We start from the raw sequence: 15,754 nt of genomic DNA on the forward strand, positions 1-15,754 counted from the left end.
CTCCTTTCTAACTGGCTTCTGGTTTTTTTGCTTTCTTTGATTTGATACGTTTTGTATCGCTAGGTAGCAAAAAAATATCAGGGAATAATTCATCAAGAGTTTTGCCGTAATAAATTGACAATGTCTTAGCTGTTTTTACGCTTGGGTTTCGCTTGTTTTCCTCGATTTTTCTAATCGTTATCTCTGCAAGCCCAACATCATCGGAAACTTCCCTTCTGGTAAGGTTCCTTCTTTTTCTTTCTTCAATTAAAGTCATTCTCACAATATCACCTCCATTCGATACGTTTTGTATCACTTGTTGAATTGATTATACTTGATACAATATGTATCGTCAAGTGTTTTTTGATATATTTTGTATCATTACTCTTTTGTGATACTTTTTGTATCTGATTTATGGTAAAATTTGAGTGTTTAAAACAAAAGTGAGGTAGTAAAAATGTACGGTTACAGACTAAAGGAACTAAGAAAAAATTTAGATATAACGCAGGAAGAAGTCGCTACTGAATTAGGAGTAACTCGTGGCGCTTATTCCCATTTTGAAAACAATCGCAATGAGCCAGATTCTGAAACGCTTCGTAAACTAGCCGATTACTTCCTCGTCTCCACCGATTACCTCTTAGGCCGCACCGACGATCCTAACTCGACTTATTATGCCGTAGAAACCGGCAAAAGAATAAAGGAATTAAGAGACAAAAGAAATATGTTTCAAGCTCAACTAGCTAAAGCTGTTGGATTAGATGCCACTACTATTTCCAACTACGAACGGGGAGAAAATTTTCCAAGCGAAAGATCCCTGCGTGACATCTCGGAATTCTTCAATGTGTCAATCACCTACCTTTGTGGGCTTACTGACGATCCGACTCCAAACACCTCAGCCAGCCAAAAGCCCCGTCCCTACACCCTCGCTGACTGGCCTACCTTCCTGGCGCAACTCCCAGAAAACGATGCTATGCTCTACCAGAACCAAGACTACCCAGACGATCAAAAAATAGCCATCATGGAAGAAGCTGAGAAAGCAAAACATAAGAAAATGAAAAAAATAGAAAAATTCATGCAATATCCAGTTGAGGTAATCGACGATGCACTCATTTATGCAGCGTTTGATGCCGAACAAAGAAAGAAAATGAACGATGAAAATTAACAGGCTTTATTAAGGTCTGTTTTTTATTTTGTCTGCTTTCGTTGAAAGTTTGACATATGTCAAAATATTAAATCTACAGGAGGAAAACATGAGTTTTGAAGAGAAGTTGAGAGAGTTTATTGAGCGAGTAAAAAAGACAAAGGACAGCATAGCAACGGAGGAGGCCACTAAGACTTCTATAGTAATGCCGTTCTTCCAAATTCTCGGTTATGATGTATTCAACCCGACGGAATTTATACCTGAATACACGGCTGACGTTGGCATTAAAAAAGGCGAAAAAGTGGATTATGCAATCCTCTTAAATGGAGAACTCACCTTACTCATTGAAGCTAAATCGATCAATGAACAACTAGAAAAACACGATTCCCAGTTGTTCCGCTACTTTGGGACAACAGCTGCAAAGTTTGCGATATTAACGAATGGTTTGGTTTATCGTTTTTACAGCGACCTGGACGAACAAAACAAAATGGACAGCTCCCCGTTTTTTGAAATTAATTTACTTGATATTAGCGATAGTGAAATAATTGAGCTCAAGAAGTTCTGCAAAGAAAATTTTGATCTCAGCATGATTTTGGATACTGCTTCAGAGCTCAAGTACCTCGGTTTAATCAAGAAGGTCTTGAAAGATGAGTTTGCAAATCCCTCCGATGATTTTATCCGTTTCATTTTAACCCAGGGTGTATACGACGGCATGAAGACCCAAAATACTGTCGACAAATACCGACCCACTGTGAAGAAATCAATATCCCAGTATATTAATGAACTGGTCAATGACAAAATCCAGAATGCATTAAAAAGCGATGAATCATTCGAGCCCAAGGCCATTCAACAGTTTGAAGAAGTTGATGAATCTGCTCTTATCGCAAGCGTTTCCAACATCATTACTACTGATGAAGAAATCGAGTGCTTTTTCATTGTAAAGTCGATCCTGCATAATACTGTTGATTTAAACCGGATCGGTTATAAAGATACGGCCAGTTATTTTTCGATCATTATTGATGGGAAAGTTACTAAGTGGATTTGTCGCATTTTCTTAAAAGAGAATACAAAATATATTATCATTCCGAATGGTGACGCCAATGAAAAGATTGTCTTAGATAAACTAGACGATATATATGCCTATACTGATCAGCTGGTCGCACGCCTAAACAACCTGATCGGTTGATTAAAACATCGTGAATTTAAGATATTCAATATTTCACGCGCGCCATACTTTTGATGCGTTTTAATAAATCATGAGGATCATCCCTGAATTTTGCACGATATATCGATTTACAGTTCTCGGGAAACCGGTATATACTTTAAGTAAATACTATTAGGAGGAACAAATGAAAAGAAATCTACCTCTTATTTTGATGTCGGTCTTGGTTGTGATTATGCTGGCTGGATGCAGCAGTGGAGGTGGCGGATCCGCCGCAACTGAGACAAGCCCGAAAGTTGACATCGCAAAAATGTCTGCCGAGGAAATTGTCCAAACATTTCAGGATGCCGGATTCCCGATCGAGAACATTCAAGTTCTAACGGCCGAAACCGATAAGGGCGAACTGTTGGGACGTCCCAACCAGTATACAAGCAAAGTGATATTTGAAGATGCTCGATCCGACAGCCCAGCCGCTGGTTCAGCAACAGAAGGAACGGCCGGCGGGTCGGTTGAGGTCTTCGACAACGCCAAAGATGCACAAGCGAGGTATGACTATATCCAGCCAATAACTGAAAATGCAATGTTTTCACAATATCTTTACCTATATGAGAATGTATTCCTGAGAATTGATGGAGCCTTAACCCCAGATCAAGCCGCCCAATACGAGGCTGCGTTTATATCATTACAAAATGGCGTTCTTCCAGAACAATTTTCTGAAACTGCAAAGTAATACTTAACATCAGCTAGCAATAACCATATTTTACCCGGGGAGATTCACCACTCCCCTTCTTCCATTAACGATCTTCGCAAAAATTTACACTTAATTATTCATCCGTCAATCCTACATTCGTGCTAGAATAGAACAAATGTACTATTTATAGGAGGGCTGATGTATCATTTCGAATTAAAACAATCCAATACAATTCACAAAAAATATAGAATAGACTCATTCCCTATCCAACTATGGCAAATCGAACAAGTTATCATAGATCGTGGTTATGATATCATTATTTCTAAGAAAATAAGTTCAACTTCCGTTTTGGGGCGGACTATCTACTTGCCTGTTGTCTGCGATTCACACGCACGGGTTTATCTATCGCATGAATTGGGGCACATTTTAAGCCACAGTTTTAACTCATACACTGCGAAAAACATTAATATATCCAAATGTGAATGCCAGGCGAATGCCTTTTCAGCCTACTTCTTGATGCCTCATGTACTTTTTGAAAGCGATGCACAACATCTCGATGCATGGGAATTATCAGAAAAGTATGGCGTTCCTGTCGAATGGGTGCATAAGCGGTTTAACCTTTGCCAGTTAGGAGGGCTTAGAAATGTCCAATAAAAAAGCAGCACTCTACATCCGGGTATCTACTGTAATGCAGGCGGATCGGGACAGCCTGCCCTTGCAGCGAAGTGATTTGGCAAATTATGCAAAGCTCGTACTTAATGTTGATGATTACGAGATTTTTGAAGACGCTGGTTTCTCTGCCAAGAACACCGACCGGCCAAAGTACCAGGAAATGATGACCAGGGTCCGTAATCGTGAATTTTCTCACATCCTCGTCTGGAAGATTGATCGGATCAGCCGGAACCTGATTGACTTTTGCGAAATGTATGAGGAAATTAAGAAGTATGATACCGCCTTTATTTCGAAGAATGAACAATTCGATACCAGCAGCGCCATGGGCGAAGCCATGCTTAAAATCATCCTGGTGTTTGCGGAGTTAGAAAGAAAACTGACTGGTGAACGGGTCTTATCTGTTATGATCGACCGGGCATCTAAAGGTCTATGGAACGGCGGGTTCGCTCCTTTTGGTTATGAATCCAAAGAAGATGATCCCTTCCCTTCCATCCACGCTGAAGAATCAATCTTGGTTCGCTATATTTTTGATCTTTATGAGGAACTTGAATCATCGGTAGCAGTTGCGCGAAATCTACACGAAAGCGGCCATCGTACACGAAACGGTAACATATGGGGATGTGAAGCGGTATACCGTATCTTGAGAAATCCTTTTTACATTGGCACATATCGTTATAATTACCGTAAAGGTTCGGATATTCCCCGCCGAAAAAAAGAAGCTGGTGAGTGGATTGTTGTTGAAGATAACCACCCCGGGATTGTTGAAAAAGAGCAGTTTGACAGGGTTCAAGCAATTATGGAAGCAAACCACAAAGGAGGGAGCCAGGCTCACCGCAAAAGTTCCGGCAAGCATATTTTTTCAAGCATGTTGTTCTGCGATATATGCGGCGGGAGATACAAGCCCACTAAAGGGCCAAAACGAAAAGATGGCCTTGATTCATCAAGATACAGCTGCTCAGGTTATAGCAGCGGTAACGCCTGCAGTGGAACCATTGGAGATATCATCATAATCCCTTTTGTGTTCGGCTATCTAGCCAACTACTTTAAACTGGCCGATCGCATTACAACCGGTACGAAAAACAAAACAATTGAAAAGACGCTCCTAAAGGGTGATATCTTTTCCTTTGTCACTGGAATTGATGACAATACAATTGAAGATATCCGGTACCACCTAATAAATGACCCGTTGGCCGAAAACAACGACGCAATCAAGTTTGAAGAAGCTCAATCCAAAACTGTAATACATAAACTACCTGATGCTTTTGATGGGGAAATAAAAAAATATCAAACCGCCATTTCCCGCCTAGAAGAACTTTACCTATTTTCAAGCGAATCAATGAGTCAAAGTGAATTTATAATAAAAAAATCCCAATTGCAAGAAAAAGTCGATGAATTGAGAAATAACAAGGAATTGGTGAATGAGGAAGAAAATACCGATGTCGCATCAGATCAAAGCGATTTCATAGTTGGGACAGTCATTTTTAGAAAAATGATGGAAGAATACGGAACGTCTTGTGACTATGAGGATTTAATGCGTAAAATTGGGAAAGATGCTTTGAAAAATGTTTTTCCCAACCTCATATCGAAAATCTACATTCGCAACAATGTTCCTGTTAAAATTGTGTTTAAAAATGGACTGATTCATAATTTTATTTGGGAGCCAGGCAAAAGAAAAGTAAAATCAAGAATCGAGGTATTTCTAAAAACGCACACTGACGATATTAATTCTCTTTTTCAAAGCAATGGGTCTATAACCCATCGTGACTTAAGAGAAATGGGTGACCTTAACAAATCACAAGCGGCTCAAATTATAAGAGCACTGGTTAATAGAAATGTAATCGAGCAAGCACCAGAGCTTGGAAAGGGCTGTTATAAATTAGTTTCTGAAAACATCTTTGATCGGCATGGCAATGCGTGATGCAACCGTCTAATATCATAATGTTTTTACTTTAACGAGACCACCCCCCGGCTCCGGTAAGACGATGCTGGCCAAGGGTTTTCCTTCCATCCTACCAGATTTGACTCTTGATGAAGCCCTGGAAATCACGAAGATCCATAGCATTTCGGGATTATTAAAAAATAATGCGATCATGAGCCAGCGGCCGTTTCGCTCCCCTCACCACACCATTTCCAAGGTTTCTCTGGTCGGCGGCGGTCGAATCCCTAAACCTGGAGAGGTTTCCCTGGCGCACCTGGGGGTGCTGTTTCTTGATGAACTGCCGGAGTTCCAAAAATCAGCCCTGGAAGTTTTGCGTCAGCCCATTGAAGATCAGGAGGTCACCATTTCCCGGGTCAATGCTTCCCTGACCTTTCCGGCCAGTTTTACCCTGGTCACCTCGATGAACCCCTGCCCCTGCGGTTATCTCACCGACCCAGCCCACGAGTGTATTTGCACTCCCCAGCAGATAAAAAACTATCAGGGCAAAATTTCCGGCCCACTGATGGACCGATTGGATATTTTTGTGGAGATCCCCAGTACCAGCTACGATGAACTCCAGACCAAACCCAAGGGGGAAACCTCGCACACCATCAAAAAGCGGGTGGACGCTGCTCGTGAACGCCAAAATCAACGCTATCAGGATCTGGATATCTTTTATAATGCCCAGCTCACACCCAAGCTGATGGAGACCTTCTGCCATCTTGGTCCGGCCGAAGAAAACCTGATGGAAAAGGTCTATTCCAAGATGAAGCTCAGTGCCCGGGGCTTTCACCGAATTTTAAAGCTAGCTCGTACTATTGCTGATTTGGATGCATCTGAAACCATCCAGATCGCCCACTTGTCTGAAGCGATTCAGTACCGGGGCATGACCAGGTTGTCATAACAACTATTGCCTGGAGCAATTTTCCCTCACGACAAAAAAGACTGTCAGTATTTCGCTGACAGTCTTTTTGATTGTTTCTAAATTATTTACGCTTAGTTATTTTTTTAGTCAACGAATTCGTAAATCGCTCTTCGTTTTTGCGCAGGTACCAGAGACCACCGATCCCTACCACCACCAATGCCAGGCTGATCAGTTGGGCTGTTCGTAAACCCATAAACATCAGACTGTCAGTTCTCAGCCCTTCAATGAAAAAGCGACCGACAGAATACAGACCCAGGTAAACAAAGAGTAATTCGCCGTCGACCTTCTTAATTTTATCTTCATAAAAAAAGAGAAAACCAAAAATCAGCACATTCCAAACTGATTCATAAAGAAAGGTCGGGTGTACCTTGATGATTCCCAGGGCGGCATCGTTCACAGTGATAGCCCAGGGCAAATCGGTTTGTGAGCCATAGGCTTCCTGATTTAAAAAATTCCCCCAGCGCCCAATCGCCTGCCCTAAGGGCAGCGCCGGAATTAACACATCCGCCAAAGCGAAAAAACTGATCTTCTTGACCCGACACAGAATCAATGCCACAATCACGCCGGCAATAATACCACCGTGGATAGCCAGTCCGCCATGCCAGGTCGCAATGATTTCGTCCGGATGAGCCACATAATAGTCAAGACTGAAGATGACGTAATAAAGCCTGGCCCCGATGATCACCGCTGGAGTCATATACAAAAAGAAATCCATAATGATCTCCGGGTCAATCCCGTATTTAGGCGCCCGTTTTATCGCTATGAACAGCCCAATCAGTAATGCCGAGGCAATTAAAACCCCATACCACCTGACTTCAAGGCCAAATGCGGTAAATGCTATCGGATCTGGCACAATCATAACTAAATGATGCTTGCGATTTGACCGTTTTTAGCTCCGGCAGCATTTCCTTCTTCAACATCAAGGTGCATATCCAATTTGAAATCTGGATGAACTCGAACCAGTACGTTGTCAAATGTCAGACCTCGGGGGCCATCCAGTTTAACACAAACAACATCCTTATCTTTTAATCCGTAGGTTGCGCCTTCTTCAGTACTCATATGAATATGTCGGGCAGCAACAATGGCGCCTTTAGAAATTTCAACTTCTCCGGCCGGTCCAATTAATTTAACACCAGGGGTGTCAGCGATGTCTCCTGAATTACGAAGTGGCGCTTTGATTCCTAAACAGAAACCATCTCCGATTGAAACTTCTACTTGGGTTTCTGGTCGAACTGGTCCCAGAATTCGGATCCCTTTCAATGTCCCTTTAGGACCAACCACGTCAACTTTTTCTTCAGCGGCATATTGTCCTGGCTGTGATAAATCTTTCATCGGTGTTAATTGGTAACCTTTACCAAATAATGTTTCTAAATCTGCCTGGGATACGTGAATGTGTTTGTTAGATAACCCAATGGGTACTTTTCTTTCCAATTTATATCTCCTTAAATAAATAAATTTTTAACAATCTTTATTTTATCCAATAACCAACGAAATGTTAAGATAATATTTTGTCATCTTTACTTTTTTTTGTTTTTTTTATCTTTTGGCTTAACTCCAACATTTCCTGGGCATGCTCCCAGGTTTTTTGGGTCACTTCCGCACCGCCCAGCATCCGGGAAAGTTCCTCTTTTTTACCCTTTTCATCCAAGGGCATAAAACTAACCTCTACGCCATCATTTTGAGTGCGCTTTTCCACCATAAAATGTCGGTCTGACATGGCCGCAATCTGGGGCAGATGGGTAATACAGATAATCTGCCGACCTCGCGGCGGGGTGACACTAAGAGCTTGAATCTTCTCGGCCACCACCTGGGCAGTTCTGCCGCTGATCCCCGTGTCGATTTCATCAAACACCATCGTTTCAATGGCGTCGAGACTGCCGAAGATGCTTTTTAAACTCAGCATTATTCGCGATATCTCGCCTCCAGAGGCAACCTTCCCAAGCGGTTTTGGCGCCTGACCGGGATTGACGGAAATTAAAAATTCGACAATATCCTGGCCATGGGCAGCCACCCGGTCGGAATCATGTGCCACTAAAATTTCAACCTGAACCTTTTCCATGGCCAACTCTCCCAATTCTTTTTCAAGATCGGTTTTCAATGCCCCGGCGGTTTTTAGACGTAATTGATAAAGATTATTACTAATCGTATAATATTTATCTTGAAAACCGCTTAATTCCTGATAGTAGCTTTGCAGACTTTCATCCCGGTTCAATAAACTTTTTAAGCGGATACTGATTTCCTCGGCGTAGGTCAAGATCTCAGTAATATCATGACCATATTTCCGCTTAAGCCGGGCAATGACGCTCAACCGGGTTTCGATTTCGTCCAAATCACCCAAACTGTACTCCATGTCTTCCAGATAGGAGCGGATCTCAAAAGAGAGGTTTTCCGCTTCACTTAAAATGCCATTGACCGTTTCCAGTTTATCCTGAAAGCTGCTGTCGATTTTGACAATTTCGGCTAGGCTTTCAACCAGCAAACTCAGGGCATCAAGAATCGGGTTCTGCTCAGAGTTTTCGCCTTTGAGCAGTTCATAAGCCTGGCTAGTGTGTGAAAAAAGACGTTCCCGATTTTCCAGAATCCGCTTTTCCGCTTCCAGTTCTTCATCTTCGCCGATAATAAGGGCAGCGGTTTCAATTTCATTGATTTCAAACTGCAGGGTTTCTTTTTCCCGTTCCAATTCCCGTTCGTTAGTTTCCAGCTCGGTGATCAGATCCTGAATCCGTTTGATGTCACTTGCATAGGCGGCCGTCTGTTCCCGGTATTTTCGGCTTTTTTCACCGCCAAAGGCATCCAACAACCGGCGATGATTCTCTCGTTTGAACAGCGATTGATGCTCATGCTGGCCATGGATATCGATCAGTTCATCCCCGATTGTTTTCAGTTGGGCGACGGTGATAATTAAACCATTAGCACGGCAGATATTGCGACCGCGATCATCCATTTCCCGAATCAGGATCAGCTGTCCATCCTCCATCGGGATGCCATATTCCAGACATTTTTCAATCAGACTTTTCTGTTCACTGATATCAAAAAGTCCTTGCACCGTCATCTTGTTTTTTCCCTGACGGATGTTTGTTTTATTGCCCCGATTCCCCAGAACCAGCGTCAATGCATCAATAACAATGGATTTTCCGGCTCCGGTTTCCCCGGTGATCACATTAAGTCCCGGATCGAAATCCACCGCCAGATGATCAATCAGCGCATAATCGTTCACAACGAGATTTCTCAGCATAGAGCCCTCCCTATTTCATCAACTTTTTAAATTTACCGACAATTTCACCCACCATGTCGCGGTTGCGGACGAGCACGAAGATCGTATCATCCCCAGCGATGGTTCCAACAATTTCACACCAGTCCATCGAGTCGATCGCCAAGGCTGCTGCCTGAGCCATGGCCGGAAGGGTTCTCAGCACAATGTTATTTTCAACATAATCAATGGTTAAGACCGATTCTTTAAATACGGCCGTAACCCGTTCAATATAAATAGTGCCAATATCCTTAAGAGGGGCATAGTGTTGCACCCCTTCATGACTGCTCACCTTGATCAGTTTCAACTCTTTGATATCCCGGGAGATCGTTGCCTGGGTCACCGGAAAACCGGCGTCTTTCAAGGCCTGAGCCAGCTCTTCCTGGGTTTCGATGCGGTTATTTTCGATGATTTCAATAATTTTTAATTGTCTTGATACTTTCATGTCTTTTCCTTCCTCTTCCTATGCTAAGTTAAGATCGCTGCGATGCTGTTATGTTTGTATTTTTCTGTCGCTTGCTCATTTTTCTAATATTCACTAGAAAGTTTGATTCGTAGCCGATCATAGCTGCTCATGTGATTCAACCGGATCAGCCGGGTACAGTAGGTGGCTTTTTTAACCTTAACTGCATCTTGAGGCGTAATGGAAACCGTCGTCTGTCCATCGAAGGTGACCATAATATCTTGTTCGCGATCACCGAATTCCAGGTTGATCACCTCGTCCTCCGGCAAAATGTAGGAGCGGTCATGCAGTCGATGGGGACAGATGGGATTGAGAATCATCACGTTAGCCTGGGGTGACACCACCGGTCCACCAGCAGCTAACGAATAACCAGTGGAACCGGTGGGAGTGGCAATGATCAACCCGTCGGCTCGAAATTTGTCAATCGTTGAACCGCTGGCTTTGGCCTCAATATCCATCATCCGGAAGCCCCCACTTTTGACCAGAACATCGTTTAAGGCCATATAAAAACAGGCGCTTTCATTTTCTTTTTTGATACTGCAGCTTAACATCATCCGTTCTTCAATGTAATAATCTCCCGAACTTAAATTTTTCAGGGTCTCTTCATAATTACTGGCCTCGCCTTCGGTTAAAAATCCCAGCTTACCCAGATTGATTCCGAAGATTGGAATCGAATAAAAACAAACCTTACGGGCAACAAACAAAAGTGTGCCATCCCCCCCCAGAACCAGAATACAATCCGGTTTTCGATAGAAAAGGTTTTTCGGATAATAAATAACGCATTCATGGGAATATTTAATCTGACCTTCCAGCAGGGCTATTTTAAAGCCGCAACGGATTAAATAGTCGATGCATTTTTCAGCCAGAGCTGGGCTGTCCGGCTTATCCATATTCAGATAAATGCCGATTTCCTTAAAGTTTCTTAATTCAGCTTCCAATCTTACTCACATCCTATTCGTCCAGAGGTTCTTTCTTTTTTTTGCAGCTTTCATGGGCAATGGTTACCACCGTGTGAATCAATGCTGCCCAGTTTTCTTCAGTCTCCGGCTCGGTATTTTCAACAAAAACTAAAAACTCAATGTTACCCTTGGGTCCCTGAATTGGTGAAAAGTCCAGCCCTTTTATTAAAAAGCCCTGATTTTCGATGGCAGTCATCACTTCAAATAAAATTGACTCATGAACTTTTTTGTCACGGATGACGCCGTTCTTACCGATTCTTTCCCGTCCGGCTTCAAACTGTGGCTTAATCAGCCAGATCCCCCGGGCTCCGGGTTTCATAAACAATTTGATGGCTGGGATCAGTTTGGTTATTGAAATAAACGAGACATCCATAACGGTACCGTCGACCATCTCGGTAATGTTTTCTGCTGTCAGATACCGAAAATTAGTCCGTTCCATGGAAACAACCCGGGGATCATTTCGTAACTTCCAGTCCAGTTGTCCGTAACCCACATCGACTGCATAAACCTTTTCAGCGCCGTTCTGCAGCAGACAATCAGTAAAGCCGCCGGTGGATGATCCGATGTCGATAAAGGTTTTCCCCGCCACTGTCAGATCAAAGACTGCCAGCCCTTTTTCCAATTTTAAACCACCGCGGCTGACATAGGGCATATCACTGCCCTTAACCAGAATCGTTGCCTCGGTGTCGACCAGATCTCCGGCCTTGTCCTTGACCTGCTCATTGACCTGAACCAGCCCCGCCATAATGGCTTTTTTTGCCCGTTCTCGGGTATCAAAATAATTCCGGCTCACTAATAATTTATCTAAACGTTCTTTCAATTTTTCCTCTTTTCATGGGTCCATTTTCATTTTTTTAGCAACTGTAAACCGCCGCCTTTATTTTCGGCGACGACAGATATAGCTGGCCAATTCCTGAAGAAACGCCGTTCGCTCACCGATCGGTTTAAGCATTTCGATGGCTTCTGTTTCCAACTCATCAACCCGCAGTTTTGAAGCATCCAGACCATAGAGCGACACAAAGGTAGATTTATGATTTTTTTCGTCACTGCCAATGGGCTTACCGAGATCCGCTTCGTTACCTTCGATATCCAAAATATCATCAACAATCTGAAAAGCCAGGCCAATCCGATGACTATAGCTGATCAGCCGTCCCTGGGTAGCCGGTTCGGCGCCAGCGATGATGCAACCGCACTGGACACAGGCTTCCAGCAGAGCAGCAGTCTTGTGTAAATGGATATAGTCCATTTCATCGAGACCGATGACCTTATCTTCACTAAGCATATCCGCCACCTGGCCACCGATCATGCCCCGGATGCCGGATGCCCCCATGATGCTTTTCATGGCACAGAGATAGTTCGTCAACATCGTTCCAGTAAGACCCTGGGCTCCCTGGAGCATCGTTTCAACCGCATAGTTCAAGAGTCCGTCTCCAGCCAAAATGGCCATCGCATCCCCATAAACCTTATGATTGGTGGGTTTTCCCCGGCGCAGATCATCATTATCCATAGCCGGCAAGTCATCATGGATCAATGAATAGGTATGGATCATCTCAATCCCCATAGCCAGCGGTTTGATTACCTCCGCATCACCTTCCAGGGCCCGGCAGGTTTCCATCATTAAAATCGGCCGGAGCCGTTTGCCGCCGGCAAAAAGGCTGTATTTCATGGCTTCAATAATCACTTCCGGGGTATCTAAATTTTGCTGAAAAACTTTTTCAAGCTCGCCATTAATTGCGGCCACCCGGTCAGCAAACTGTGTTTTGAATGCATTCATGCTTCCACACTCCCTTCGAATTCCTTTTCTTCACCATCAATCATGATCGTTATTTTTCCTTCAAGAGTGTCCAAGTCGGCACTGCACTCGTTGATCAGTTTCATTCCCTCTTCAAACAGTTTCATCGATGCCTCGATTTCCTGATTGTCTTCTTCCAGTAGTTCGGCGATAGTCTCCAGACGACTCATTTTAGTTTTCAGTTTCTTAACTGCCATTATTTATTCTCCTTCGTGGATTGAATGCTTGCCGCTGCCTCACCATCCGCAAAATGGAGGGTTACCAGCTGATCGACCGTTAAACCAGTCACCGACGCAATGGCCAAGCCATTTTTATCCGTCACCCGAACATAGCCTTTTTTCAGCGCATTCACAGGACTCATGGCTTCGATTCGGGTCTTAACATTGATCAATTGCTGTCGCTCATTTTTAATCTGGTTATTCAGTGCCCGGATCATCCGATCATTGATGACATCGAGATGCAGCCGCATTTCTTCGATTCGTTCTTTGGGACGAAACCGCAGAAATTCTTTTTTCATCCGCATTAAGGCCTCACGGTTGTTACCAATTTTAGCTTCCATGACCTGAATCAGACGACTTTTTTGGGTAATCAGCTCCCGAATCATACTCAGAGTTTCTTCAGCGACCAGTTCGGCTGCTCCAGAAGGGGTAGGTGCCCGCAGGTCTGCCACAAAATCGGCAATCGTATAGTCAATTTCATGGCCTACGGCTGAAACGATCGGCAATTCCGATTCAAAAATAACTTTTGCCAGATGCTCATCATTAAAGGCCCACAAGTCTTCAATGGAACCGCCGCCCCGACCAATGATAATCACATCCACTGACTGAGCGGCATTAAAGGCCCGAATCCCTTTGATTATATTCCCGGCCGCTTCATCCCCCTGAACCAGGCTGGGATAAATAACAATATCGATCAGCGGATTCCGTCGTTTGATAATGGCAATCATATCCTTGACCGCCGCTCCGGTGGGCGATGTGACCAGTCCCACCCGACTGATGATTTCCGGCAGTTTTTTTTTGTGATCACGGTCAAAATAACTTTTAGCTTCCAGCTCATCTTTTAACACCAGATAAGCCTGGAATAAATCCCCCAATCCCTGGGGTTCCATCGACCGGACTGTAATCTGATATTGACCGCTAGGCAGATAGATGCCTAAACTCCCCCGCAACGTCACCTTCTGGCCTTCCTTGGGTAGGAATTTGAGCCCAATGGCGGCATTCTTAAACATCACACAATCAATTTTACTACCGGCATCTTTCAGGGAAAAATACAAATGTCCCGATGCCGCCCGTTTGACGTTGGAAAGTTCTCCCTGGATCACCAGATGTTTAAGGAGACTATTGGATTCCAACAGCGTTTTTAGATACTGGTTAAGCTCAGATACACTGAGAATTTTTGCATTTGTCACCGACCGCACCTCATGCTTTTATAATAATCCATTCCCATCAGGGCATTTCCCGCAGCATTATCCCGGGAATATTCGCCGGGCGAAAAATAAAGATTCAGTCCAGTTGCCTTCAGTTCATGCTCCACAATTTTTTTGATAATCAGATTGGACATCACCCCGCCGGAAAAAAGCACCGACTGAAAAAGATATTTTTTTTGCAATCCGCTAATCGCTTTTGACAGGGTTTTAGCAATCGACTTGAGTACCAGATAGGCAACTATACCCCGATCAGTCCCGGCTTCCAAAAGTCTCTGAGCCTGGTTTTCCTGGCCGGAAAAATGGAAATCCACGCCATCCATGGTGGTTGAAATAACCAATTTGCTATCAATGGATTCAGGCATAACCTGGTTTGCCAGTGTTTCCAGCGCTTTTCCCGCCGGAAAATCACATCCCATCAGCACCCCAATCCGGTCAACCAGTTGTCCGGCATTGAGATCCCGGGTTGCGGCGATGATTTCGCAATCAAAACCGATCGATTTCTTTTTTACCAGCAGAATTTCTGATGTGCCTCCCGAAAAATGAACCGCCGCAAAGGTTTCTTCCAATTCCGGAGAGCCGCTGCCATAAATGGCCGCCCGGAGATGATTCTCCTGGTGACTCACTGCTAATGGTTTGGCACCTAATATCGCGGCCAAAGAACAGGCCATAGACTCCCCCGAACGAAAGACCGGCATATAGGAGTCACGCAGCGGCCGTGGCCGTTCCGAATAACAGATGACTTCAATTTCCCGTCCCCGGGGCAGCTCCTGAAGTAACAGTGGTAAATGATGCACATGCTGAAAAAGGGCATCCGATTGACGAAGTCCTTTTTCTCCTGACTTCACTTCCAATAGGATGCCCTTGTTATAAATCATGTTTTCATTTTCGTCTACTAAGGCAACCGAAGTTGTATAATTACTGGTATCAATGCCAAGACTAAGGGCACTCATTGAGTTCGTCCTTAACTATTTTATTTAAAATACCATTAACGTAATTTTTTCCATCCTCGTCTCCGAATTTTTTCGTCAGCTCAATTGCCTCGTTAATGACAACTTCAAATGGTACTTTTTCATCCATATATTTCAGCTCGCAAATTGCCAAACGCAGAATTGATTTTTCTACCTTTGGAATTCGATCAATTTTCCAGGTGCTTTTAAGATAGTCATCCAGGATATCATCTATTTCCGGAAGATGAGCTTCGGTGGTATCGATTAAGGTTTTTCCATAGGTCAGATCCAGCTCATTATCCTCTAAAAAATATGCAATACTATCGGTAAAATCTCCTGGTTCCGGATGAAAGTCTAATTGAAATACACCTTTTAACGCATATTCCCGTTCTTTTTTTCGACTCATGCGCTACTCCTTCAGATTCTATA

Annotated in this window: 17 protein-coding genes and 1 pseudogene; 6 read left to right on the forward strand and 12 right to left on the reverse strand. The window is 43.7% G+C overall.

All coding sequences use genetic code 11. From position 1 onward, the window contains the following. Positions 1-7: 7 nt before the first annotated feature. The gene (locus Q7J41_RS11530; protein WP_304888224.1) at positions 8-256 is read right to left on the reverse strand and encodes a helix-turn-helix transcriptional regulator; all 249 of its coding nucleotides are present in this window, start codon (positions 254-256) and stop codon (positions 8-10) included. A gap of 180 nt (positions 257-436) precedes the next feature. Here Q7J41_RS11530 and Q7J41_RS11535 point away from each other — a divergent pair, with 180 nt between their 5' ends. From Q7J41_RS11535 to Q7J41_RS11560, 6 genes and pseudogenes are all read left to right on the forward strand, one after another. Continuing rightward, complete coding sequence (locus Q7J41_RS11535; RefSeq protein WP_304888226.1) at positions 437-1,141, forward strand: helix-turn-helix domain-containing protein; 705 nt, start codon at positions 437-439, stop codon at positions 1,139-1,141. Positions 1,142-1,229: 88 nt separating this feature from the next. After that, the gene (locus Q7J41_RS11540; protein ID WP_304888228.1) at positions 1,230-2,306 is read left to right on the forward strand and encodes a type I restriction endonuclease; all 1,077 of its coding nucleotides are present in this window, start codon (positions 1,230-1,232) and stop codon (positions 2,304-2,306) included. Positions 2,307-2,469: 163 nt separating this feature from the next. After that, complete coding sequence (locus Q7J41_RS11545; protein ID WP_304888230.1) at positions 2,470-3,012, forward strand: hypothetical protein; 543 nt, start codon at positions 2,470-2,472, stop codon at positions 3,010-3,012. Positions 3,013-3,171: 159 nt separating this feature from the next. Then, on the forward strand, positions 3,172-3,627 hold the full coding sequence (locus Q7J41_RS11550) for an ImmA/IrrE family metallo-endopeptidase (RefSeq protein WP_304888232.1): 456 nt from the start codon (positions 3,172-3,174) through the stop codon (positions 3,625-3,627). Beyond that, a complete protein-coding gene (locus tag Q7J41_RS11555; protein ID WP_304888234.1) occupies positions 3,617-5,563 on the forward strand; it encodes a recombinase family protein in 1,947 nt (648 codons plus the stop codon). The genes Q7J41_RS11550 and Q7J41_RS11555 overlap by 11 nt, the downstream gene beginning before the upstream one ends. Positions 5,564-5,591: 28 nt before the next feature. After that, positions 5,592-6,467 (forward strand): annotated as a pseudogene (locus tag Q7J41_RS11560) (YifB family Mg chelatase-like AAA ATPase); the annotation flags it as partial. Positions 6,468-6,549: 82 nt separating this feature from the next. Here Q7J41_RS11560 and lgt read toward each other — a convergent pair. From lgt to nusB, 11 genes are all read right to left on the reverse strand, one after another. Beyond that, positions 6,550-7,347, reverse strand: a complete 798-nt coding sequence (lgt, locus tag Q7J41_RS11565; protein WP_304888236.1) for a prolipoprotein diacylglyceryl transferase — start codon at positions 7,345-7,347, stop codon at positions 6,550-6,552. Positions 7,348-7,349: 2 nt separating this feature from the next. After that, positions 7,350-7,919, reverse strand: a complete 570-nt coding sequence (gene pduL / locus Q7J41_RS11570) for a phosphate propanoyltransferase (RefSeq protein ID WP_304888237.1) — start codon at positions 7,917-7,919, stop codon at positions 7,350-7,352. Positions 7,920-7,983: 64 nt separating this feature from the next. Next, entirely contained in the window at positions 7,984-9,723 is a 1,740-nt protein-coding gene (recN, locus tag Q7J41_RS11575) for a DNA repair protein RecN (RefSeq protein WP_304888239.1), read from the reverse strand. A 10-nt stretch (positions 9,724-9,733) separates the two neighbouring features. After that, positions 9,734-10,183, reverse strand: a complete 450-nt coding sequence (locus Q7J41_RS11580; protein ID WP_304888241.1) for an arginine repressor — start codon at positions 10,181-10,183, stop codon at positions 9,734-9,736. An 83-nt stretch (positions 10,184-10,266) separates the two neighbouring features. Continuing rightward, positions 10,267-11,139 (reverse strand): NAD(+)/NADH kinase, encoded by an 873-nt coding sequence (locus Q7J41_RS11585; protein WP_304888243.1) that lies wholly within the window; start codon positions 11,137-11,139, stop codon positions 10,267-10,269. Positions 11,140-11,152: 13 nt separating this feature from the next. Beyond that, a complete protein-coding gene (locus Q7J41_RS11590) occupies positions 11,153-11,980 on the reverse strand; it encodes a TlyA family RNA methyltransferase (RefSeq protein ID WP_304888245.1) in 828 nt (275 codons plus the stop codon). 57 nt (positions 11,981-12,037) lie between these two features. Then, a complete protein-coding gene (locus Q7J41_RS11595) occupies positions 12,038-12,934 on the reverse strand; it encodes a polyprenyl synthetase family protein (RefSeq protein WP_304888246.1) in 897 nt (298 codons plus the stop codon). Beyond that, positions 12,931-13,149 (reverse strand): exodeoxyribonuclease VII small subunit, encoded by a 219-nt coding sequence (gene xseB / locus Q7J41_RS11600; RefSeq protein WP_304888248.1) that lies wholly within the window; start codon positions 13,147-13,149, stop codon positions 12,931-12,933. Before xseB ends, Q7J41_RS11595 begins: the two co-directional genes overlap by 4 nt. After that, positions 13,149-14,360, reverse strand: a complete 1,212-nt coding sequence (gene xseA, locus Q7J41_RS11605; RefSeq protein ID WP_304888250.1) for an exodeoxyribonuclease VII large subunit — start codon at positions 14,358-14,360, stop codon at positions 13,149-13,151. Before xseA ends, xseB begins: the two co-directional genes overlap by 1 nt. Beyond that, positions 14,357-15,328: a peptidase M22 gene (locus Q7J41_RS11610; RefSeq protein WP_304888252.1), complete on the reverse strand. Its 972-nt coding sequence runs from the start codon at positions 15,326-15,328 to the stop codon at positions 14,357-14,359. Before Q7J41_RS11610 ends, xseA begins: the two co-directional genes overlap by 4 nt. Beyond that, the gene (nusB, locus tag Q7J41_RS11615; protein ID WP_304888254.1) at positions 15,315-15,731 is read right to left on the reverse strand and encodes a transcription antitermination factor NusB; all 417 of its coding nucleotides are present in this window, start codon (positions 15,729-15,731) and stop codon (positions 15,315-15,317) included. Before nusB ends, Q7J41_RS11610 begins: the two co-directional genes overlap by 14 nt. Positions 15,732-15,754 lie beyond the last annotated feature (23 nt).

This window comes from Acetobacterium sp. (assembly GCF_030652775.1).
Classification (GTDB): Bacteria; Bacillota; Clostridia; order Eubacteriales; family Eubacteriaceae; genus Acetobacterium.